Below are 20,681 nucleotides of genomic sequence, written 5' to 3' on the forward strand. Positions count from 1 at the left end.
TACTGCCGGACAAGCGGGTTTTCACTGCCTCTTCCCGCACGTAGCATACAGAGTTACTCCGTTGAGTATGTCTCTCCGGAACCGACGGTCACGACGTGCGTTCGAATTTCACGCGCGTTCGACGAACCGACGGGACCCGAGACGGCAGTACGAGGCCCGACCGGAGTGGACCGACGGGCAGCATACATATGAGTTCAGTAGACAAGCAACTTGAGGAACTGAAAGCAGAGATCGACAGCGAACTTCCGAGCGACATCGTGGTCTCGGACGTGAAGTACGAGGGACCGGAACTCGTCGTCTACACGCGCAACCCCAAGGAGTTCGCGCAGAACGGCGACCTCATCCGCAAACTCGCCAGCAAACTCCGAAAGCGAATCACCGTTCGACCGGACCCCGACGTGCTCACCGACCCGGAGAAAGCGCGCGAGCAGGTCCTCGACGTGATTCCGGAGGAGGCGGACGTCACCGACCTCGACTTCCACGCCGACACCGGCGAAGTCGTCATCGAGGCGGCCAAACCCGGCATGGTCATCGGCCGCCACGGCTCGACGCTGCGCGAGATAACCCAACAGGTCGGGTGGACGCCCGAAGTCGTCCGCACGCCGCCTATCGAATCCTCTACCGTCTCCAACGTTCGCAACTTCCTGAAACAGGAGCGCGAGGAGCGCCGCGACATCTTGGAGAAGGTCGGCCGCCAGATCCACCGCGAGCAGCTCAGCCGCGAACAGTGGGTTCGCATCTCGACGCTCGGCTGCTGCCGCGAGGTCGGTCGCGCGTCGTTCATCCTCTCGACGGCCGACACCCGAATTCTCATCGACTGCGGCGACAAACCCGGTGCGGAGGGCGAAGTGCCGTACCTCCAGGTGCCCGAGGCGCTCGGCTCGGGCGCGAACTCCATCGACGCCGTCGTGCTCACGCACGCCCACCTCGACCACTCGGCGTTGCTCCCCCTCCTGTTCAAATACGGCTACGACGGCCCGATTTACTGTACCGAACCGACGCGCGACCTGATGGGGCTGCTCACGCTCGACTACCTCGACGTGGCGGTCAAGGAGGGACGGACGCCGCCGTACGAGTCCGAGATGGTCCGTGAAGCCATCAAACACTGCATCCCGCTCGAGTACGGCGACGTAACCGATATCGCCCCCGACGTGAAACTCACGTTCCACAACGCGGGTCACATCCTCGGGTCGGCGGTGACGCACTTCCACATCGGCGACGGCCTCTACAACGTCGCGTTCTCCGGCGACATCCACTACAAGGACACCCGCCTGTTCAACGGCGCGGTCAACGACTTCCCGCGCGTGGAGACGCTCGTGTTGGAGTCGACCTACGGCGGGCGCAACGACTACCAGACCGACCAGGAAGATTCGGAGGAGAAACTCGTCGAGGTCATCAACGAGACGGCCGACCAGGGCGGTAAAGTCCTCATCCCCGCCTTCGCCGTCGGTCGGTCACAGGAGATCATGCTCGTCCTCGAACAGGCGATGCGCTCGGGCAAGATTCCGGAGATGCCCGTCCACCTCGACGGGATGATCTGGGAGGCGACGGCCATCCACACCACCTACCCCGAGTATCTCCGCGACGAACTCCGCGACCGCATCTTCCACGAGGACGAGAACCCGTTCCTCTCGCCGCAGTTCAACCACATCGACGGCGGCGAGGAAGAGCGCCAGGAGGTCGCCGACGACGGCCCCTGCATCATCCTCTCGACCTCCGGGATGGTCACCGGCGGTCCCATCATGTCGTGGCTCCGCCACCTCGGCCCCGACCCGGACTCGAACCTCGTCTTCGTCGGCTACCAGGCGCAGGGAACGCTGGGTCGCCGCATCCAGAACGGCTGGGACGAGATACCCGTCAACGACCGCGACAGCCGAAACTCCGGGCGGTCGAGCACGCTCACGCTGAAGATGGGCGTCGAGACGGTCGACGGCTTCTCCGGCCACGCCGACCGCAACGGTCTGATGAACTTCGTCCGCACGATGAACCCCCGCCCCGAGAAGGTGCTCTGCGTCCACGGCGACGAGCGCTCCGTGCAGGACCTCTCGTCGGCGCTGTACCACGAGTTCAACATGCGGACGTTCGCCCCGAAGAATCTCGAAACGTTCCGGTTCAAGTAGCGAACCGAGCGACGGCGTCGGGTCGTTCTCGGATTCTCGCGTCCTCTCGCTCCCCCGTCGTCTCGTCCTCTCGTCGCTCTACTCCGCGGCTTCGAGCTCCCACTCGTCGTCGGTCACCGACTCGCGAGCCAGTTCCTCGCCGTCGCCGAGCAGGCGGAACTCGAACCGGCCGTCGATTCGTTCGACCTGCACGTCGAGCGAGAGCGTGTCGGCGGTGACCGTCTCGGTCGCCGCCTCCGGACTTCTGTCGTCCCCGGTCGCCGCGAGGCCGTAGTCGTCGTAAGCGACGCGCGTCGACGCCGCGATGACGTCGTCCTCGTCGTACACGTCGGCGGAGATGCCGTCGCGCGTCTCGGTCTCTTCGACTCGCAGCGTGTAGGTCTCCATCGACATACACGGGACGTGCCACATCGACGGTATTGAGTCTCGGGGTCGCTGTCAGCGAGACGACGTATCGGGAGAGCGCGTTCGCAGGAGGATTCAATAGGCCGACGCCGCGAGTTGAGGTATGCGCCTCGCGCTCATCGCCCACGACGAGAAGAAACCCGACCTCATCGAGTTCGCGACCGGTCGAAGCGACGACTTAGAGGGGATGGAACTGATGGCCACGGGGACCACGGGGCAGCGACTCATCGAGGAGACGGGCCTCGACGTCGAACGAAAGCAGTCTGGACCGCTCGGCGGCGACATGCAGATCGGCGCCGAAATCGCCGACGAAACCTGCGACGGCGTCATCTTCCTGCGCGACCCGCTGACCGCACAGCCGCACGAACCCGATATCACGGCGCTGCTGCGCATCTGCGACGTCCACGACATCCCGCTGGCGACGAACCTCGCCAGCGCCGACGCCGTGTTGGACGAACTCGTTCGGGAGCGGGAGGGCGACGGATTCGAGGACTACGAGTAGCTCCGACACCCGCGCGGAGTACTCTCCGTACACTAGTCGTCGGCCACGACCTCCGCGGGGTCGACGACGGACTCCTCGACCTCGTCGACGCCGACTCTGTCGCAGTAGTCGTACAGCGGACACGCCTCGGGGCCGTCCAGACACGCCGGTTTCCGCGCTTTGCAGTACTCGCGGCCGAACTGCAGCATCGCCGTGTGTCCGAACCCACATTTCTCGGCGGGGACGTCGCGTTCGAGGTGTTCGCGGACTTTCTCGTGGTCGGCGTCCGGCGGTGCGAGTCCCATCCGGCGGCTGATTCGGTGGACGTGGGTGTCGACGGGGAAGACGCCGCCGCGGCCGCCCGAGAAGAGGAGGACGCAGTCGGCGGTTTTCGGACCGACGCCGCGAATCTCCATGAGCCGACCTCTGACCGTCTCGGGGTCCGCCTCGCGGACGTACTCGTCGAAGGCGTTCTCGCTTCCGAACTCGTCGACGATCTCGGCGGCGGCCTCTATCATCACCTCCGACTTCTGGTTGTACAACCCCGCCGACTGGATGGTCTCGGCGAGTTCCGACTGCTCGGCGTCGGCGAGCCTCCGGGCGAGGTCTCCTCCGTCGTCGTCCGCCGACCCGTAGCGGGCCATCAGGCTGTCGTGCGCCGGTTGACTCGCCACGTCGCTGGTGTTCTGGCTCAGAACTGTGCGGACGAGACACTCGAAGGCGTCCTGGCCGCCGTAGGCTTTCCGCCAGTACAGTTCGCCGAGCTCGTCGACGACGGCTTCGGCGCGGGTCTCCGCCTCGCTGGGGTCGAACGTCGCCTCGACGCCACCGCCGGCGACGCCGCCGCTGATGTTCTCCGTCGGTTCCTCTGCCATACCGGAAGGAGGGCACGATTCGACAAAAGCGATGGGACCGAGGCGTGTCCCTTCGCCGACCCGCGGTCAGTCGCCCGCGTCGACACCGAGCGTGAGCGTCAGTTCCGCGCCGTCGGCGAGGGCGTCGACAAACTCGCGGTCGAACCCCTCGGCGGCGAACTCGGCACCGAGCATGACGGTCCGGTCGTCGGTGTGCTCGCTCGTCCGGCCGACCACGCTCCGGTCGCCCTCGAACGTCAGGTCGGGGTGGCCGTGACCCTCGACGCGTTCGGTGTGACCGTCGGCCTCGAACGTGGCGACGATGCGTGCGTCCTCGTTTCGACAGGCGTCGACGAACGCCGGGTCGAAATCGGCGGGCGTCCGGTCGGCTTCGACGGCGAGGATACAGTCACCCGCCGGAGTGAGCCAGTCGTCGGTCGTCACCTCGAACGTGCTCGCGTGGCGCGCGGAGACGTTCTCGTGCCCGCGTGCGCGAACGACTTCTTCAATCATATCGGAGAGCGGGGCGGCGGACAGAAATCTGTGGTGTTTCGTCCGAGCGAAGCGAGGACGAAGCACGGAAGGCACCGTCTTCGGACGAAGCACGGAACCACCCCGCACCGACTCGCCGAACGGAATCACCCTGCACCGACTCGCCGAACGGAATCACCCTGCACCGACTCGCCGAACGGAACCGCGCGGAGAGTCACTCGGTCCGTGAACCGTCCGCGTCGAACGACGTGTCGGTCGTTTAAGTACGACGACCGATGACGACGCTTGGTACGTTCGGGGTCGAATCGTGGCACAGTACCACGTATGGTAGCCGTTTTCACTCACGAATTCACCGAAGTGTTTATATGCCCGACGCCAGTACTTGATGGTACCAGAACGCCTCCGGCATCTGGCGGAATCGCACGGGGAATGATCAGGAATCTCTTATCCACGGTCAGACGCACATCGTTAGAGCGACCGCCATCCGTCCGGAGCGGTGATGGTATCGAGGATTGATCAAGTATGGCAGCGGAACAATACGGAATCAAAGCATTGGACGAATCGAACAACGTAGAACTGACCGACGAGAAACTGGAGAGTGGCTCGAAAGGCCAACTCATCAAACTCGCCGGCCAGCTCCGCGACCGACGAAACGACCTCAACCAGATGGCCTCCGAGCGCGCTTCCAAGCGCGACGACCTCAACGCGAAGACGCGTGAGAAGGTCGACGAGGCCCAGGAACACCGCGAGCAGCGCGACTCGCTCAACGAGCAGGTTCAGGAGCACAAGAAGTCGCGCAACGAGCTGAACGCCGAGGCGAACGAGCTCTTCGACAAAGTCGAGGAGATGAAGAGCGACCTCGAACTCGACGACGGCAAGGACCTCGAGGAGCTCGAAGAGGAGATCAAACAGCTCGAGTTCCGTCAGCAGACCGAGGTACTCTCCACCGAGGACGAGCGCGAACTCATCGAGAAGATCGAGAAGAAGCGCGAGGAGTACCAGAACCGCAAGGAGAAGGTCGAGGACAGCGGCGAACTCGAAGAGCTCATCGAGGAGGCCGAGGAGGTTCGCTCCGAGGCGTCGAAGCACCACCAGAAGGTGACCGAGCTCGCCGACGAGGCCCAGGAACACCACAACCAGATGATCGAGGCCTACCGCGAGGCCGACGACATCCGCGACCGTGCAGACGAGATGCACGAGCTGTTCGTCGAGGCCCAGGAAGCGGCTGACCGCCACCACGAGGACTTCGTCCGCGTCCAGAAGCGCCTGCGCGAACTCGACAAGAAGGAGGAGCGTCAGCGCAAGGACTCCCGTGCCGAGGAACGCGAGGCTGCCAAACAGGAAGCCGAGGAAATCTACCAGGCGTTCCAGGACGGCGAGACCCTCGATACCGAGGACCTGATGAAACTGCAGCGCGCCGGTCTTCTCTAAGCGCGTCACTTTCTCTTCGCAGTTTTAAGCCGATAGCGCCCACAGCTACGGCTATGACAGGTGTCCAGCCGTGAACACACGGATAGCGACCGTCGAACGCCTCCTCGTCGTCGCCGTCGGTGCGATCGCCGCCGCGCTCGTCGGTTGGTGGCTGTTCTACGACGTTCCCGACTCGCTCGAAGACCTCCTCGGCGTCGTTCTCGTGCTCGCGACCGCCGCCGTCGGCGCGCGGTTCGCCGCCCGAATCGCCGCCTCGCGCGTCTCGGCGTACAACGTCGCCGAAGTCGCCGTCGAAGGGCCCATCTCGCGGGGCGGCCGCGGTCCGCTCCCGACCGGGAACGCCGGGACTCCCGCCGACGACGTCGTCGACCAGATAGAACGCGCCGGCGAGGGAGACGCCGACGCGCTTCTCTTGCGGCTGAACACGCCGGGCGGCGAAGTCGTTCCGAGCGACGACATCCGAAACGCCGCCGTCGACTTCGACGGCCCCACCGTCGCCTACGCCACCGACACCTGCGCCAGCGGCGGTTACTGGATCGCCAGCGGCTGCGACGAACTCTGGGCGCGCGAGGCGAGCATCGTCGGCAGCATCGGCGTCATCGGCTCGTCGGTGAACGTCCACGAACTCGCCGAGCAGTTGGGCGTCTCCTACGAGCGCTTCGCCGCCGGGAAGTACAAGGACGCGGGCGTAGCGCTGAAGGAGCTCTCGGACGACGAGCGAGCCTACCTCCAGGGCATCGTCGACAGACTCTACGACCACTTCGTCGAGCGCGTCGCCGAAGGGCGGGAGATGGACCCCGAGACGATTCGAGAGACGGAGGCCCGCGTCTACATCGGCACCGACGCCCACGAACTGGGACTCGTCGACGAACTCGGCACCCGCGACGACGTGGAGGACAGGCTCTCGGAACTGCTCGATACGGACGCAGTGATCCGGGAGTTCGAACCACAGCAGGGACTCGCCGTCCGGCTCCGTCGAGGGGCCGAGAGTGTCGCCTACGCCCTCGGAGCGGGACTGTCGCGTCACTTCGACGGTGAAGGCGTCGAGTTCAAGTTCTGAGCCGACGCGGACGACAGCGTCCCGGCGACCGGGAGGGTTTTTACCCTATCGGGTATTTCGCTGACGTGTGACTACGCTGGTCCTCTGTGTCGACCGGACGAACGACATCGGACGCAAGACCGGCTTGCGGACGCCCGTCTCCGGGTGGGAGGCGGTGCAGTCGCTCGTCGTCGACGTCGGACTCGCCGACCCCGAGGACACGAGTGTCAACTGTCTGCTCGAAGCGCTCCGCGTCGCCCGCGACCTCCGCGACGAGCGCGAGGAGGCCGTCGTCGCCGTCGTCTCCGGGGCGAGCGACTCGCTCGTCGGAGCCGACCGGTCGGTGGCCGCGCAGCTCGACGAACTCGTCGAACGGTACGACCCCGAGAGCGTCGTCGTCGTCGTCGACAGCGCCGAGGACGAACGTCTGGTCCCCGTCGTCGAGAGTCGCCTCCGCGTCGACGCCGTCGACCGAATCGTCGTCCGGCAGGCCCGCGACATCGAGTCGACCTACTACCTCCTCAAGCAGTTTCTCGCCGACGAGGAACTCAGACAGACCGTGCTCGTCCCGATGGGTATCGGACTGCTCCTCCTGCCGCTTCTGTTGCTGCGGTTCGGCTCCCCGGCGCTCGCGGGGGCGTTCATCGCGTCGCTTCTCGGCGCGGTGCTTCTGTACAAGGGGCTGGCTATCGACGAGCGCCTCGCTAACGTCCCCGAGCGAGTGCGCGACACGTTCTACTCGGGGCAGGTGTCGGTCGTCACCTACGTCGTCGCCGCGGGTCTGACGCTCGTCGGCGTCTTCCTCGGCGGGTTAGAGGCCTCGGCGCTCTCGACGGGCGACGCCGTCGTCGTGCCGGCGATTCAGTTCATCTACAGCAGCGTCCCGTGGCTGGCGTTGGCGGCGCTGACCGCGAGCACCGGCCGACTCGTCGACGAACTCATCCGGACCGACGATGTGCACTCGCCGTACTGGAACCTCCCGTTCGGGGTCGTCGCGCTCGGTCTCGTCGTTCGAGGGTTCACCGGGTGGTATCTCGAACGCGAGGGGATCCTTCCGCACGCCTCCGTTCCGGGACTGACCGGTGAACTGCCGGCGACGTACCGGCTCGCGGCGTTCATCGTCGCGGGACTGGTCGTCAGCATCGTCGGGGTCGCCGTCGCCTCGAACGTGACCGACGAGACGCTCGACGTGCGGTAGCGCGGAGAGAAAACGGGCTCAACGCGTCGAGCGGTACTCGCCGTGCTTGATGCCGACGACGAGCGCCAGCACGCCGAACAGTGCGATTCCGACGCTGACGCCGACGCTGATGGTCGCCGGCATCGGGCTCGTCACGGTTCCGCCGATAATCACGAGCAGCGGGACGACGAACAACGCGACTGTCGTTGTGAGGTCGAACTGCATGGGAGAACGTTGGACGGGGCGCGATTAAGGGTTTCTCCGGGAGAGCGTCCGACGCCGAGCGGTCAGCGTCGGCGGGGTCGAACGATATCCGCGAGGACGACGACGATGCCGAGCAACCACCCGAGCGGCACCGCGACGCCGAACCACATCAGCACGTACGCGAACCCTTCGAGCGTGAACTGCTCGCGGAGGAACTCGTCGAGACCGCCGACCGCGAGCACGTTGTCCAGAAGCCAGACGGCGACCGACTGGCTGTTCGGGAAGACGACCGCCGAGAGCGTCGGCGAGTACAGGGCGGCGACGACCGGCGGCAGAAACAACGCCGTCATCCCGGCGGGGTACGCGAGGAGAACGCTCGTTCCGCGCCCGCCGACGCGCGAGAAGACGACGGCCAGGGCCGCCGAAACCGTCGCGACGAGACTCGCGGCGACGACGGCGAAGAAACCGTCCGCCGAGAACTGATAGCGAGCGAACGCCGACAGCGCACCCCAGCCGACCACCGAGAGAAGCACGACGCCGACGAGACCGAGTCGCGTTCCCGCGCTGTCGAGTCGCTTCGCGTAGAAGCGCGTCGCGAAGCCGAGCAACAGCAACGGATACGTCAGTGCCACGAGGGGGACGCCGAGGGCACCCCACGCCGAGTACGTCGCACGTTGGGGGCCGGTCTGCGGTTTCCACTTGCCGATGACCGAGTTGCCGACGTTCAACTGCCGCGGAAAGACGAGCTCCATCCACGTCTCGTGTAACCGGGCGAGGTCGATGCGTATCGCGCCGACCAATCCCGGTTGCGAGGTTGCCTTCATCGCAAGAGAGTGTCGTACCGGGTGATGTGAATTTTGTGGGTCGACACTCGCGGTGAAACGACCGCCCCGCCGGTGACGTCGCGCCGACGACGACCCGCCGGTGACATCGCGCCGACGACGCCCCGCCGGTGACGTCGCTCGCGGAGCACGGTCGTCGAAAAAGAACGCCTCGCCGTCGGATACCGATTTCGGCTCGCTACCAGGGGGCGAAGCTCGGGTCGACGCGCCGGTCGGTGCGGTCGATGGCGTCGATATCGTCGATATCCTCGTCGTCGAGGTCGACCGCCAACGACTCCCAGTTGTCGCGGATGTGTTCCTCGCTCGTCGCCTTCGGGATGGCGGTGACGCCCTTCTCTCGAATCCAGGCGAGGCTCACCTGGAACGGACTCGCGTCGTGTTTGTCGGCGATGGCGGAGATAGTTTCGTCGTCGGCGATCGCCCCGCGCGCCAGCGGCGAGTACGCGACGAGTTCGATATCGCGTTCGGCGCAGTGCTCGCGGAGCTCCTCCTGCGGGAGCAGCGGGTGGAGTTCGACCTGGTTGGCGAAGATGGGCGCGTCGGAGTGCTCGATGGCCTCGTCGACGTGCTCCGGTTCGAAGTTGCTCACGCCGATACGCTTTACGAGGCCTTCGTCGTACAGTTCGTTGAACGCCTCGAACGTCTCCTCGGGGTCGTACTCGCGGGCGGGCCAGTGGATGTACAGCAGGTCGACGTAGTCGACGCCGAGGTCGTCGAGGCTCTGTTTCGTCGTCTCGACGACGTCGTCGTAGGCGAGGTTGTCTATCCACACCTTCGTCGCGAGGAAGATATCCTCTCGCGGAACGTCGGCGGCGGCGATTCCGTCGCCGACCTCGGACTCGTTGCCGTACGCCTGAGCGGTGTCGATGTGGCGATAGCCCATCTCCAGCGCCGTCTGGACGGCGTTTCGACAGTCGTCGGGGTCTGTGTTCTCCCAGGTGCCGAGACCGAGCATCGGCATTCCGTTCGCGAGTGGCACGTCCTCGCTCGTGAGTTCCTGTCCGTTAGACATGTATCGAAACGAAAGGTCCAGAAGCCAAAAGCGGTTGCGGCCGTCGTACATGCTGCCGACTGTTTCGCGGTGCGTTCAGGGTCACCGGTCAGAGAGCGGTCCCTTTCCGGCTGGAGAGCGGTCCCTTTCCGGCCGGGGAGCGGGGCCGGGCGACGGAGCCGACACAGTTGTATTTGTCTTCTGCGCAGAAACGGGTGTCATGGTCATCGTCGTCCTCGGCGACCGGCTTCGATCGAACGCTATTCATCCACACCTCCGGAAACGGGTCGACGCGGGCATCGACGCATTGGAAGCGACCGGCGGGCGGTATCTGCTCGTCACCGGCGCGGCGACGAACCCGGATGTGCCGCGCGCGGAGTGTGAGGTCATGGCCGACTACGCCGTCTCTCGAGGGGTCGCCCCCGAGCGCGTTCTACTCGAAGACCACGCTTACGACACCCGCGGGAACGGCTACTTCGCTCGACTGTTGGTCGACGAGCACGCGCCCGATACGGAGACGGTGTCCGTCGTCAGTTCGCGGATGCACCTCCGGCGAGCGAGGTACATCTTCGAGCGGTGTTTCGGCGACGCCTACGAGATAGAGACCAGTCGGGCCGTCGACCCCGAACCGGAGTACGACGATTTCACCGAGTCGGAGATTCGCCGCCTCCACGAGGAGGACCGCGAGTTCTTCGACGGTATCACACCGGGCGACACGGACGCGATTCGGCGGCGACTCGCTGCGGACGACCCGGCGTACAGGTGGCTGGCCGAGAACAAAGAGTGAGCAGTGAATACTGTGCGGTGCGGAGAATCGAGTTCTCGTACCGCGAGCGAGGCCGAGAGGCCGAGCGAGCGGCTCTTTTCCATCGACGTTTTTGCAAGTGGGGTGCGCGAAGCGCACTCCCCGCAGTAAAAAGGTCGGTTTCAGTACTTCGGGTCCGCGCCGGTGATAGCGTACACGTCGTCCATGATGTCGTCGCGCACCTCGCGCCAGGTCTCGAAACCGCCGGGACGCGCCGGATACCGGTCGTAGTGCGCCTTCAACTCGTTCGCTTTGCTACGGACGCGAGCCAACTCGAACAGCGTGTCCCAGTGGCCGAACGTCCGCACGAGCGTCTTCAGTTTCAGGCCGAGATGCATCGAGTCGGTGCCCCCGCGGCCGACGGCGTCGGCCAGTTGCTGACCGGGGACGGAGGTGACGATGCCGACGAGTTCGTCCACGTCGTGGACGCTGCCCCAGATGTTGTAGAGGTCGATAGCCGCGAAGCGCTTGCCGAAATCGGTCATCACGTCGTGGTTGTACATCCACAGCGCCTCCTCGCTCACGTCGCCGTCGCCGATAGCTGCGATGGCGCGGTTGGCCGCGCGATGGGCGGACTTTGCCGCGCCGGGGATACCGCCGCCGGTGGTCGGGTTGACGTGACCCGCGGCGTCGCCGACGGCGACGAAGCCGTCGGCGACCGCCGAATCGTACGGTCGGCGGGTCGGCAGCGCCGCGCCGAGTTTGTCTTTGACCGTCGCGCCCGCGAACTCGGCGCGGCCGCGGAGGTCCTCCTTGAGCGCCTCGACGAGTTTCATCGGTTCTTTGTTCATCTGGAACCCGAGCCCGACGTTGATCTCGGTCGACGTGCGCGGGAAGTACCAGAGATATCCCAGTTCCTCGGTCGGTTTGAAGACGATGGCGTCGTCCCACTCGACGGGCTCTCTCACGTCGACGACCTCGCGGTACGCCGAGCAGAACTGCGAGTAGTTGACGTTCGTGTCGAACGTCGTTCCCGAGAAGTCGGTTTTGTCCTGCAGCAGCGAGAGCGCCCCCGCCGCGTCGATGGTCACCTCGGCTTCGTAGTCGATAGCCTCGCCTCTTCGCTTGGCGCGAACACCGGTGACGGTCCCGTCGTCGGCCTGCGTCACGTCCTGGACGACCGTGTCGTAATGGATCTCTGCGCCGGTTCGCTCGGCCTCTTCGAGGATTATCTCGCCGTAGCGTTTGCGGTCGAGCACCGCGCCCGGTTCCGATAGCGGGATATCGAGCGTCTCGCCCGCCGGACTCTCGAACACCGCGCGCCGGATGTTCCGGTTGGTGAACGACTCCTCTTTCAGGTAGTCGAGGTCGATGACGTCGGGAAACGAGCTCTTCCCTTTGATGGCGTCGCCGCAGGCGATGTGACCCGCCTCCTCCGGTGATTTCCGCTCGATGATGACTGTGTCGAGTCCCGCAGAGGCCGTCGTCGCGGCGGCGAAGGCTCCGGCGGTGCCTCCCCCCACTACGACGATGTCGTACGTATCCGCTGGCATAAGTAGGTAGTTCCCTGCCAGTTCATAAAAAACGCGTGCATCCGTTCACGCACGGTAACGGGTCTGGGACGACCGAGGGTGTTCGAGCGGGGTAAGAGATTTGGTCGCACACGCTCTCCGGGGAGTATGAAACGCGCATCGTTTCTCGTGCCGGCGGTCGCGCTCCTCGTGGCGCTCTCGGGTTGCGTCGGCGGGAGCGCGCTGACGCTGGAGTCGAACCCGGCGTCGATACCGAACTCGACGCTGGCGGACGCGAGTTACGAACCCGGCGAGAGTCGGTCTGTCGTCGTCGACCGCCGAGTCGACGTCGCCGGGGGCGGAACGAACGTCACGCTCGTCGGCTGGCTCTCGTCGTACGCACGCTCCGACGGTGGCGCATCCGTCGTCTTGCTCTCGACGCCGAACCCCGACGTCGCGGGCGTCTCCGTCAACCCGCTCGCCGGAGAGCCGAACGACGAACTCGTCGAACGACTGCTCGGCCTCTCGAACGAAGTCACCGGCGACTCGGTCGGTGACCTCCGCCGCGTCGGCGAGACCGAACGAACGGTTCTCGGCGAACGGGCGACCGTCGTCACCTACGAGGGTAACGTGAGTGCCGAGAACGTTTCGGTCGAGGAGTCGACTGCGCAGGTAAACGAGTCGGTGTCGATTCGGTTCCACGTCGCAACCGTCAGCCACGGCGACGACGTCGTAGTCGCGCTGGCGATGCACCCCGCCGACCTCGACGAACGGGAGACGGTGCTGTCGCTGTTCGAGCGCATCGAACACGAAGGCTAAGACACGACGGAAGGACTACACGTTCCCGCAGTGTGCGGGACTCATGGTCTCCGTTTTCATCTCCGAGACTGTACTCTGTACGCCGGGCAGCGGCATCCCGCAGACGCTGTTCGGCGTTCTCTTGCTCGGTTTCGCTCTCGTCTGGGGACTCGCAAACCGAGGCGGTCCGTGGCTTGGGCAACCGTCTCTTTCGCTCGTACTGTCCGCTGTCACGTCGCTACTGGGGCTCGCAGCGTTCCTCTTCGGGCTACTTCTGACAGGGGCCTTCGACGACCCGCTCGGTTACGGTGGGTTCGGCTGTGGTGTTCAGTGGGTGTACCTCCCTGCGGCCGCCATGTCGTTAGCTGGTGCTCTGCTGCTGTTCCGGACGGGACGACGGATTTGGCGAACGAAGTAGCGACTTCGACGCGTGGACGCACGGCTGTGTCGAAGATTTGTAGCGAACAGACGGCACAGCGATTCTCTCACTCGCGGAGCGGCGCGCCGTACACCCGCCTCGACCGACCCCGCGACGACTCGTCAATACACGGGTGGTCTGGTCCCGCCTTCGCTGATAAACCCTCGTCGCGGCGCGGTCGCTGAAGTAGTAGCGGCTACTGAAGCAGTAACGGTCGCTGCGCGGTGCGGTTGACGGACAAGCAGTTGCACCGCGAGCGAGGCACCCGCCTCGCTCGCGGCCTTTTTGGTACAGATTTTTGCGCCAAGTGGTCGCGCAAAGCGCGACCCCGAGGCGGAAAAAGGTGGGTTAGTAGAACTCTCGCACCAGGTCCATCGCGTCGTCGGGCGCGCCGTCCGGGATGTCGGCCATGTTCTCGGTGAGGCCGTGCTGCTCCTCGTACGGCACCGAGTTCTCGTTCTGGTAGATGACGCCCTGGTACTCCTTGGAGGCGTCGAGAATCCTGTCCTTGGCCGCGTCGTAGTCGTGGCGGTCGTGGTCGTCCTCGTCGCCGAGGTCCACGAGGTTGTCGCGGAAGTAGTCGTACGTGTCGACGTCGTTGAACGTCACGCACGGGCTGAACACGTTGACGAAGCCGAAGCCGTCGTGCTCGATGGCCTCCTGGACGATTTCGGCGTGTCGCATCGCGTCCGAGGAGAAGGACTGCGCGATGAACGTCGCGCCCGCCGCCAGCGCCAGCGCCATCGGGTTGACCGGCGGCTGTTTCGGGCCTTCCGGCGTCGTGGACGTCTCGAAGTCCTCGCGCGAGGTCGGCGAGGCCTGCCCTTTGGTGAGGCCGTAGATGCGGTTGTCCATGACGACGTACGTCATGTCGACGTTGCGGCGGACGGCGTGGACGAAGTGGCCCGCGCCGATGGAGTAGCCGTCGCCGTCGCCGCCCGCGACCATCACTTCGAGGTCGGGGTTGGCCATCTTCACGCCCGCGCCGACCGGGAGCGCGCGGCCGTGGACGCCGTGCATCGCGTAGCTGTGCATGTAGGTGCCTATCTTACCGGAACAGCCGATGCCGGCGACGACGAACGTGTTGTCGGGGTCGTTACCCGTGTTCGCCAGCGCCTTCATCATGCCGTTCATCGTGCCGAAGTCGCCGCACCCGGGGCACCACGTCGGCTGTTTGTCGGACTTGAAGTCGGTGAATCGAACGTCTGAGCTCATGCGGTAATCTCCTGTGAGAGCGTCTCTTTGATGTCTTCGGCCAGTTCGTCGGCTTTGAAGCGGACGCCGTTGTACTTGTTCACGCGCTTGACGCGGGTAAGCGCGTCGTGTTCGAGGATGTCCGCGAACTGCCCGGTGTTGTTACACTCGACGACGATGACGTCGTCGGCGTCCGCTATGACCTCCGAGAGGTCCGGACGCGGGAAGATGTACGGCACCGAGATGAAGTGGACGTCGACGCCGTCCTCTTCGAGGAACTCGATGGCTTCGACCATCGCGCCCTCGTTGGAACCCCACGAGATGACGAGGTTTCCAGAATCGGCGTCGCCGAACTCGCGGTACTCCCACGGTTCGCGTTCCTGTGCCGTCTCGACCTTCCGGTTGCGCTTGTCGACCTGCTCGACGCGCATGTCGGTGTCCTCGGTCCGGCGACCGAGTTCGTCGTGTTCGAGGCCCGTCGACATGTGCGCGCCGCCGGTCGTCCCGGGGAACGAGCGCGGACTGACGCCGTCCTCGGTGAGCGCGTGGGGTCTGAACTGCCCCTTCTCGTTCTGCCACTCGCCGATGGTGTCGTCGTCGACGACCTTGCCGCGGTCGATCTCGACGGCGTCCATGTCGAACTCCTCGGGCGCGAACGTCTGCTCGGTGACCGCCATCGCGAGGTCGGCGGCGAGGTACACCGGAGTTTGGTACTTCTCGGCGAGGTTGAACGCCTCGACGGTCTTGTGGAAACACTCGGCGACGGTGGTCGGCGCGAGCGTGAAGCGCGGAATCTCGCCGTGACCGCCGTACACCATCTGGTTCAGGTCGCCCTGCTCCTGTTTGGTCGGCATCCCCGTCGAGGGACCCGAGCGCATCACGTCGACGATGACCAGCGGCGTCTCGCTCGTCGCGATGAGGCCGAACGTCTCGGTCATCAGGTCGATACCCGGACCGGACGTCGCGGTCATCGCGCGGGCGCCGGCGCGTGCGCCGCCGAGCGCGAGGTTGATAGCGGCGAGTTCGTCCTCCGCTTGGACGACGTGACCGCCGTACTGCTCGATGCGACCCGTCAGATACTCCATCACGTCGGTCGCGGGCGTGATGGGGTAGCCGGCGTAGAAGCGGCAACCGGCGGCGATGGCACCCATACCGATGGCCTCGTCGCCGTTGAGGAGAACGTAGTCGTTGTCGGTGGTCTCGAGGTCGTAGTCGAACTCGTGGTCGAAGTTCTCGTGGACGTAGTCGCGTCCGGCGCGGGCGGCCTCGCGGTTGTTGTCGACGATGGCCTGTCCCTTGCCGCCGAAGCGCTTCTCCAGCGAACTGTCGAGGTGTTCGATGGGGAAGTCGGCGACGGCGCACGCCGCGCCGAGCGCGACGACGTTGCGCATGATAGCGCCACCTTTCTCCTCGGCGATGCTCTGGAGGGGAACGTCCAGCCCGACCATTCCCTCCGGAATCTCGACGCCCTGCATCGTGGTGCGCTCGCCGTCGTAGACGATGACGCTCCCCTCGTGCAGTTCGTCGAGGTTCTCTTCGATGGTTCGCGGTGTGAGCGCGATGAGTACGTCGAGTCGGTCCACGACACTCTGCACTTGGTCGACCGAAGTCCGGACCTTGTACGCCGTGTATCCGCCGCGGATACGCGAAGCGAAGTCCTTCGAGGTGAACACGTGCCGGCCAGCCCGTGAGAGCGCCTGGGCGAAAATCTTCCCCGTGGAGTCGATGCCATCGCCAGCCTCTCCGCCGATGGCCCAGTTGAAGTCCGCAGGCATGCTAACCGGTGGTTCCCTCGGACGAATCAAAAGCCTTCTGAAAGGAGCGGGGTGTCTCCCTCTCGCATTCGGGCGTTTTTTCGCTCCTGAGCCCTCCAAAAGCCCTACTTTCGATGTGACTCTGTGACGGGTTTGCAATCGACCCCGCTCGAACTGTAAACCGTCTTATCTCACTCGGCCTCACCTCGGCCTCGCACGCGCTGACGGGAGTGGGAAGCGACTTTGCGATGGCCTCCGAAACGGCCGCACATGGACGCAACCGTCGCCGTCACCGACGTCAGCTCGGTCGGCCCAAACACGGTCGCTATCGTTCTCGAATCGCCAGACGGGTTCGACGCACGCCCGGGGCAGTTCGTCAAACTCTCGGCCACCGTCGACGGCGAGGAGTACGCGCGCTTCTACACGCTCTCGTCGCCCGACGCCCACGACACGTTCGAGATAACCGTCGGCGTCGACCCCGAGGAGGCCGGACCGTTCAGCCGCCACCTCCTGGAGTTGGAGTCGGGCGACGAACTCGACATCTCCGGACCGTTCGGGAACGAGTACTACGAGGACGAGTCGGCCGTCGTCGTCCTCGCCGGCGGACCGGGCGTCGGCGCGGCCGTCGGCCTCGGCGAGCGCGCACTCCGCGACGGCGGGTCGGTCGCACTCGTCTACAAGGACGATGCGCCCGCGCACGAGGAACGACTCGCGGACCTCCGCGAGCGCGGCGCGACGGTCGTCGTCACCGACGGCGAGCTCGGCGACCACGTCGCAGACGTCCACGACGGCGATGCGCAGGTGTTCGTCTACGGCTTCGCCGACTTCGTCCAGGAGGCCAGCGACGCCGTCGAGGCTGCCGGCGGCGACCCCGCGGACGCGAAGGTCGAGAACTTCGGATAGCCGGATTTCGTCGCGACTGTCGGGACAGATTCGACGACAGTTCGACGTCCCGCAACGAAAAAATACCACAGCGTACTATTGCGGACGATGGAAGAGGCCAATCACGAGTCCGCCGCGCGGGACGCGTCCGCGGAAGGTCGCGTCTCGACGGGCGTCGACGGGCTCGACAAGGTACTGGGCGGCGGCTTCGTTCCGAACCGAACCTACATGGTTCGGGGCGAACCCGGCGCCGGCAAGAGTATTCTCGGTATGCACTTTCTGCGTGCGGGGCTCGACGCGGGCGAGTCCGTCCTGTACATCAATCTCGAGGAATCGACCAAGAACGTCAAGCAGAACGCGGCGTCGCTCGGAGTGGAGTTGGACGGTGTCGACTTCCTCGACCTGAGTCCCGACTCGGAGTACTTCGCGCAGAACCTCTCCTACGACATCTTCAGCCCCGACGAAGTCGAGGGCGGGTCGGTGACAGAGGAGATAACCTCGCGCGTCGAAGAACTGAACCCCGACCGTCTGTTCATCGACCCGCTGACGCAACTCCGGTATCTCGCGCCCGACGACTACCAGTTCCGCAAGCAGATCCTCTCGCTGATGCGGTTTTTCAACGTTCAGGGGTCGACCGTGTTGTTCACCGCGCAGGCGACCGAGTCCCGCCCGGACGACGACCTGCAGTTCATCTGCGACGGGACGCTCAACCTCGAACGGACCGACGAACGGCGCGCGGTGACGGTGACGAAGTTCCGCGGGTCGGACTTCCAGAGCGGTCCGCACACGCTCACCATCGACCGGGGCGGCATCGAGGTGTTCTCCAACCGACTCCCGCAGGCGTCGGAGTGCGAGTTCGAGTCCGAGACCATCTCGTCGGGCGTGCCCGAACTCGACCAGTTGCTCAACGGCGGCATCGAGCGGGGGACGGTGACGATAATCACCGGGCCGACCGGCGTCGGGAAGACGACGACGGGCATCCAGTTCATGAAAGAGGCCGCCGGACGCGGCGAGCGGTCCGTCGTCTACCTGTTCGAGGAGAACGAACGGACGCTCAGAGAGCGCAGCAACGCGGTCAACATTCCCATCGAGCAGATGCTCGACCGGGACGTGCTCTCGATAAACGAGACGGAGTCGCTGTCGCTGAGCGTCGACGAGTTCAACCAGCGAGTGCGCGAGGAGGTCGAAGAGAAGGGCGCGGAGATCGTGATGATAGACGGCATCGTCGGCTACAAGTTCGCGCTCCTCGGGGAGAACGACGAGCTCACGCACAACCTCCACACGCTCTGTAAGTACCTCCAGAACCGCGGTATCTCGGTCATCCTCATCAACGAGGTGCAGGATATCACCGGCGACTTCCAGGTGACCGACGAGGGTGGCTTAAGCTATCTGGCGGATAATATTTTGTTCCTCCAGCATCTCGAACTGAACGGAGAGATGCGGAAGGCGGTCGGTGTGCTGAAGAAGCGGACGAGCGACTTCGAACGCCAGCTTCGGGAGTTCCGCATCACCGAGTACGGCGTGAAAATCGGCGAACCGCTGACCGGCCTCAGCGGCATCCTCAGCGGCCGTCCGGAGACGCCGAACGACGGTCCCGAACCATGAGACGGAAACGAAACCGGAGACGCGCGGGGCGGAGTAGGTCATGACCGACCGACTTCTCGTCGGACGGTCCGCGAGCGGTGCGACCCGACAGCAGGGGGCGCGGATTCTGCTCGCGGTCAGTCGCGACGAGAACCGGTCACTGCTCGCCAAGACGCTCGACTCGGACCACGAAATCGTCGACGCTCGGCCCGAGGACGTGTCGCCCGAGGAGGTCGACCTCTGTATCCTCGACCCGCAGGCGCTGGCGAGAGACGGCGAGGCGCTCGGCGCGTTGAAAGACCGGGCCGGACCGCTGCACCTGCCGTTTCTGCTCGTCGTCCCCGAGCGGAATCTGAACGGCGGCGACGTGTGGCGACAGATCACCGCACAGTTTCCGCCCGGCGTCGACGACCTGATTCGGACGCCGGTGTCGAAAGCGGAACTGCGCGGCCGCTTGCAGTCGCTGCTACGCGTGCGACGGCAGTCCGCCTCGCTGGGGGAACAGCGAGAGCGTCTCGACCGGCTCAACCACGTCAACTCCGTCATCCGGGAGGCCAACGCCGCGCTGGTCGGCGCGAAGAGTCGCGACGAGGTCGAAGAGCGCGTCTGCACGCGGCTCTCGAACGCCGGGCCGTACTGTTACGTCCGCATCTGTGAGCCGCGTGCGACGCGCGACGCGCTCACCGTCAGCACGAAAGTCGGCAACCTCGTCGACCCGCCGGACCCGCAGCCGACGACGAACGGCGACCGGTCGCAGGCGACCGCCGCGTGGCGCTCGTTCACCGACCGGAAGACGCTCTCGACCGGACTGAATCCCGGAGACGGCACGGAGTTCGACGACGAGACCGCCGCGGCGTGGCGAGAGTGGGCCGACAGCGGCAGCGTCCGCGGTTTCGCTTGCGTGCCGATCAGGTATCGCGACACGGTGTACGGCGTGTTGGAGGTGTACACCCGCGAGACCGACGCCTTCGACGAGGAAGAACAGTCGGTGCTCGACGAACTCGGACAGACGATCGGTCACACCATCAACGCCGTCGAGAGCAAACGCCTACTGCTGACGAACGGAGCGACGGAGATCGAACTCCGAATCGCCGACGCCGACGATGCACTGCTCGGACTGGCCGCGGCAGCCGACGCCGAACTGCGACTGGAGGGGGTCACCGGGAGCGACCCGTCCGTCGAGTACTTCACGGTCCTCGACGGCGACGGGGACGACGTCGTCGAACGCGCGGCCGACTCGTCGGCGGTCGTCCGACAGCGGATCGTCCGAGAGGGCGACGACGGAACGCTGGTTCAGTTGGCGTTCGAGACGGAGTCCGTCGCCGAGGCGCTGACGGACCTCGGGACGACCGTCGACACGCTCGTCGTCGACGAACGCGGCGCGACCGCCGTCGCACTGCTACCGCGGGACGGCGACGTGGGGTCGTGCATGCGCGGGCTCCGCGAACGCTACGACGACGTGCAGCTCCGCTCGCGGCGGCAGGTCGAGCGCCGACCGCTGACCGACGAGGACTTCGTCACCGCCGTCGAATCGGATCTGACGGACCGACAGCGCAACGTCCTGAAGGCGGCGTACCTCGCCGGCTACTTCGACCAACCGCGGGAGAGTTCGGGCAAGGACGTGGCGACCTCGCTCGGAATCTCGTCGGCGACGTTTCACCAACACATCCGCGCGGGAGAGATGAAACTCGTCTCCAAACTGTTCGACAAAATTACGGTTGGCAGTACTACCTGATTATTTGGGTAGTCGTACTTTATA

Annotated in this window: 20 protein-coding genes; 11 read left to right on the forward strand and 9 right to left on the reverse strand. The window is 65.3% G+C overall.

The genetic code is table 11. The features are described from left to right. Nucleotides 1-188 precede the first annotated feature (188 nt). The gene (locus tag FCF25_RS11365; RefSeq protein WP_117592026.1) at nt 189-2,120 is read left to right on the forward strand and encodes a beta-CASP ribonuclease aCPSF1; all 1,932 of its coding nucleotides are present in this window, start codon (nt 189-191) and stop codon (nt 2,118-2,120) included. A 78-nt stretch (nt 2,121-2,198) separates the two neighbouring features. Here FCF25_RS11365 and FCF25_RS11370 read toward each other — a convergent pair whose 3' ends face one another. Further along, on the reverse strand, nt 2,199-2,513 hold the full coding sequence (locus FCF25_RS11370) for a hypothetical protein (RefSeq protein WP_117594102.1): 315 nt from the start codon (nt 2,511-2,513) through the stop codon (nt 2,199-2,201). Between the two features lie 115 nt (nt 2,514-2,628). Here FCF25_RS11370 and FCF25_RS11375 point away from each other — a divergent pair, with 115 nt between their 5' ends. Next, nucleotides 2,629-3,027 carry a methylglyoxal synthase gene (locus FCF25_RS11375; RefSeq protein WP_117592024.1) on the forward strand — a complete coding sequence of 133 codons (399 nt, stop codon included), beginning with the start codon at nt 2,629-2,631 and terminating at the stop codon, nt 3,025-3,027. 32 nt (nt 3,028-3,059) lie between these two features. Here the strand turns inward: FCF25_RS11375 and nth are convergent, their stop codons facing one another. Both nth and FCF25_RS11385 read right to left on the reverse strand, forming a co-directional pair. Further along, entirely contained in the window at nt 3,060-3,881 is an 822-nt protein-coding gene (gene nth, locus FCF25_RS11380) for an endonuclease III (RefSeq protein ID WP_137048801.1), read from the reverse strand. Nucleotides 3,882-3,947: 66 nt separating this feature from the next. Beyond that, nucleotides 3,948-4,370 carry a DUF371 domain-containing protein gene (locus FCF25_RS11385; protein ID WP_137049399.1) on the reverse strand — a complete coding sequence of 141 codons (423 nt, stop codon included), beginning with the start codon at nt 4,368-4,370 and terminating at the stop codon, nt 3,948-3,950. 504 nt (nt 4,371-4,874) lie between these two features. Between FCF25_RS11385 and FCF25_RS11390 the strand changes: the two genes are divergently transcribed. From FCF25_RS11390 to FCF25_RS11400, 3 genes are all read left to right on the forward strand, one after another. Continuing rightward, the gene (locus FCF25_RS11390) at nt 4,875-5,783 is read left to right on the forward strand and encodes a coiled-coil protein (RefSeq protein WP_117592021.1); all 909 of its coding nucleotides are present in this window, start codon (nt 4,875-4,877) and stop codon (nt 5,781-5,783) included. A 70-nt stretch (nt 5,784-5,853) separates the two neighbouring features. Then, the gene (sppA, locus tag FCF25_RS11395; protein ID WP_117592019.1) at nt 5,854-6,843 is read left to right on the forward strand and encodes a signal peptide peptidase SppA; all 990 of its coding nucleotides are present in this window, start codon (nt 5,854-5,856) and stop codon (nt 6,841-6,843) included. 67 nt (nt 6,844-6,910) lie between these two features. Beyond that, a complete protein-coding gene (locus FCF25_RS11400; RefSeq protein WP_117592017.1) occupies nt 6,911-8,020 on the forward strand; it encodes a DUF373 family protein in 1,110 nt (369 codons plus the stop codon). Between the two features lie 18 nt (nt 8,021-8,038). On the opposite strand, the gene FCF25_RS11405 is transcribed toward FCF25_RS11400, so the two are convergent. The 3 genes from FCF25_RS11405 to FCF25_RS11415 form a co-directional block, all read right to left on the reverse strand. Beyond that, a complete protein-coding gene (locus FCF25_RS11405; protein ID WP_117592015.1) occupies nt 8,039-8,224 on the reverse strand; it encodes a hypothetical protein in 186 nt (61 codons plus the stop codon). 62 nt (nt 8,225-8,286) lie between these two features. Further along, entirely contained in the window at nt 8,287-9,027 is a 741-nt protein-coding gene (locus FCF25_RS11410; protein ID WP_117592014.1) for a hypothetical protein, read from the reverse strand. A 196-nt stretch (nt 9,028-9,223) separates the two neighbouring features. Next, nucleotides 9,224-10,006, reverse strand: a complete 783-nt coding sequence (locus FCF25_RS11415; RefSeq protein WP_137049400.1) for an aldo/keto reductase — start codon at nt 10,004-10,006, stop codon at nt 9,224-9,226. Nucleotides 10,007-10,256: 250 nt separating this feature from the next. On the opposite strand from FCF25_RS11415, the gene FCF25_RS11420 reads away from it, so the two are divergent. After that, nucleotides 10,257-10,823, forward strand: a complete 567-nt coding sequence (locus tag FCF25_RS11420) for a YdcF family protein (protein WP_168191243.1) — start codon at nt 10,257-10,259, stop codon at nt 10,821-10,823. A 140-nt stretch (nt 10,824-10,963) separates the two neighbouring features. Here the strand turns inward: FCF25_RS11420 and FCF25_RS11425 are convergent, their stop codons facing one another. After that, nucleotides 10,964-12,334, reverse strand: coding sequence for a geranylgeranyl reductase family protein (locus tag FCF25_RS11425; protein WP_137048803.1), 1,371 nt, complete (start codon nt 12,332-12,334; stop codon nt 10,964-10,966). A 126-nt stretch (nt 12,335-12,460) separates the two neighbouring features. On the opposite strand from FCF25_RS11425, the gene FCF25_RS11430 reads away from it, so the two are divergent. Beyond that, nucleotides 12,461-13,111, forward strand: a complete 651-nt coding sequence (locus FCF25_RS11430; RefSeq protein ID WP_117592009.1) for a DUF6517 family protein — start codon at nt 12,461-12,463, stop codon at nt 13,109-13,111. A 43-nt stretch (nt 13,112-13,154) separates the two neighbouring features. Next, a complete protein-coding gene (locus FCF25_RS11435; RefSeq protein WP_137048804.1) occupies nt 13,155-13,508 on the forward strand; it encodes a hypothetical protein in 354 nt (117 codons plus the stop codon). A 348-nt stretch (nt 13,509-13,856) separates the two neighbouring features. Here the strand turns inward: FCF25_RS11435 and FCF25_RS11440 are convergent, their stop codons facing one another. Together FCF25_RS11440 and FCF25_RS11445 are read right to left on the reverse strand one after the other, a co-directional pair. After that, nucleotides 13,857-14,723, reverse strand: a complete 867-nt coding sequence (locus FCF25_RS11440) for a 2-oxoacid:ferredoxin oxidoreductase subunit beta (RefSeq protein ID WP_117592006.1) — start codon at nt 14,721-14,723, stop codon at nt 13,857-13,859. Beyond that, entirely contained in the window at nt 14,720-16,477 is a 1,758-nt protein-coding gene (locus FCF25_RS11445) for a 2-oxoacid:acceptor oxidoreductase subunit alpha (protein WP_137048805.1), read from the reverse strand. Before FCF25_RS11445 ends, FCF25_RS11440 begins: the two co-directional genes overlap by 4 nt. A 249-nt stretch (nt 16,478-16,726) precedes the next feature. On the opposite strand from FCF25_RS11445, the gene FCF25_RS11450 reads away from it, so the two are divergent. From FCF25_RS11450 to FCF25_RS11460, 3 genes are all read left to right on the forward strand, one after another. Further along, nucleotides 16,727-17,359 (forward strand): FAD-dependent oxidoreductase, encoded by a 633-nt coding sequence (locus tag FCF25_RS11450; RefSeq protein ID WP_137048806.1) that lies wholly within the window; start codon nt 16,727-16,729, stop codon nt 17,357-17,359. An 87-nt stretch (nt 17,360-17,446) separates the two neighbouring features. Further along, nucleotides 17,447-18,943, forward strand: coding sequence for an ATPase domain-containing protein (locus FCF25_RS11455; RefSeq protein ID WP_137048807.1), 1,497 nt, complete (start codon nt 17,447-17,449; stop codon nt 18,941-18,943). A gap of 40 nt (nt 18,944-18,983) precedes the next feature. Further along, nucleotides 18,984-20,657 (forward strand): bacterio-opsin activator domain-containing protein, encoded by a 1,674-nt coding sequence (locus tag FCF25_RS11460; protein WP_137048808.1) that lies wholly within the window; start codon nt 18,984-18,986, stop codon nt 20,655-20,657. The last annotated feature ends 24 nt before the right edge of the window (nt 20,658-20,681 follow it).

This window comes from Haloprofundus sp. MHR1 (genome assembly GCF_005155585.1).
In the GTDB taxonomy this organism is placed as follows: domain Archaea; phylum Halobacteriota; class Halobacteria; order Halobacteriales; family Haloferacaceae; genus Haloprofundus; species Haloprofundus halophilus.

What these genes read in the sequence shown, in the direction of transcription:
- FCF25_RS11390 (WP_117592021.1), top strand. Translation starts at nt 4,875, where the DNA reads ATGGCAGCGGAACAATACGGAATCAAAGCATTGGACGAATCGAACAAC.
- FCF25_RS11435 (WP_137048804.1), top strand. Translation starts at nt 13,155, where the DNA reads ATGGTCTCCGTTTTCATCTCCGAGACTGTACTCTGTACGCCGGGCAGC.
- FCF25_RS11430 (WP_117592009.1), top strand. Translation starts at nt 12,461, where the DNA reads ATGAAACGCGCATCGTTTCTCGTGCCGGCGGTCGCGCTCCTCGTGGCG.
- FCF25_RS11405 (WP_117592015.1), bottom strand. Translation starts at nt 8,224, where the DNA reads ATGCAGTTCGACCTCACAACGACAGTCGCGTTGTTCGTCGTCCCGCTG.
- FCF25_RS11420 (WP_168191243.1), top strand. Translation starts at nt 10,257, where the DNA reads ATGGTCATCGTCGTCCTCGGCGACCGGCTTCGATCGAACGCTATTCAT.
- FCF25_RS11440 (WP_117592006.1), bottom strand. Translation starts at nt 14,723, where the DNA reads ATGAGCTCAGACGTTCGATTCACCGACTTCAAGTCCGACAAACAGCCG.
- FCF25_RS11445 (WP_137048805.1), bottom strand. Translation starts at nt 16,477, where the DNA reads ATGCCTGCGGACTTCAACTGGGCCATCGGCGGAGAGGCTGGCGATGGC.
- FCF25_RS11415 (WP_137049400.1), bottom strand. Translation starts at nt 10,006, where the DNA reads ATGCCGATGCTCGGTCTCGGCACCTGGGAGAACACAGACCCCGACGAC.
- FCF25_RS11450 (WP_137048806.1), top strand. Translation starts at nt 16,727, where the DNA reads ATGGACGCAACCGTCGCCGTCACCGACGTCAGCTCGGTCGGCCCAAAC.
- nth (WP_137048801.1), bottom strand. Translation starts at nt 3,881, where the DNA reads ATGGCAGAGGAACCGACGGAGAACATCAGCGGCGGCGTCGCCGGCGGT.
- FCF25_RS11365 (WP_117592026.1), top strand. Translation starts at nt 189, where the DNA reads ATGAGTTCAGTAGACAAGCAACTTGAGGAACTGAAAGCAGAGATCGAC.
- FCF25_RS11410 (WP_117592014.1), bottom strand. Translation starts at nt 9,027, where the DNA reads ATGAAGGCAACCTCGCAACCGGGATTGGTCGGCGCGATACGCATCGAC.
- FCF25_RS11460 (WP_137048808.1), top strand. Translation starts at nt 18,984, where the DNA reads ATGACCGACCGACTTCTCGTCGGACGGTCCGCGAGCGGTGCGACCCGA.
- FCF25_RS11375 (WP_117592024.1), top strand. Translation starts at nt 2,629, where the DNA reads ATGCGCCTCGCGCTCATCGCCCACGACGAGAAGAAACCCGACCTCATC.
- FCF25_RS11425 (WP_137048803.1), bottom strand. Translation starts at nt 12,334, where the DNA reads ATGCCAGCGGATACGTACGACATCGTCGTAGTGGGGGGAGGCACCGCC.
- FCF25_RS11370 (WP_117594102.1), bottom strand. Translation starts at nt 2,513, where the DNA reads ATGTCGATGGAGACCTACACGCTGCGAGTCGAAGAGACCGAGACGCGC.
- FCF25_RS11455 (WP_137048807.1), top strand. Translation starts at nt 17,447, where the DNA reads ATGGAAGAGGCCAATCACGAGTCCGCCGCGCGGGACGCGTCCGCGGAA.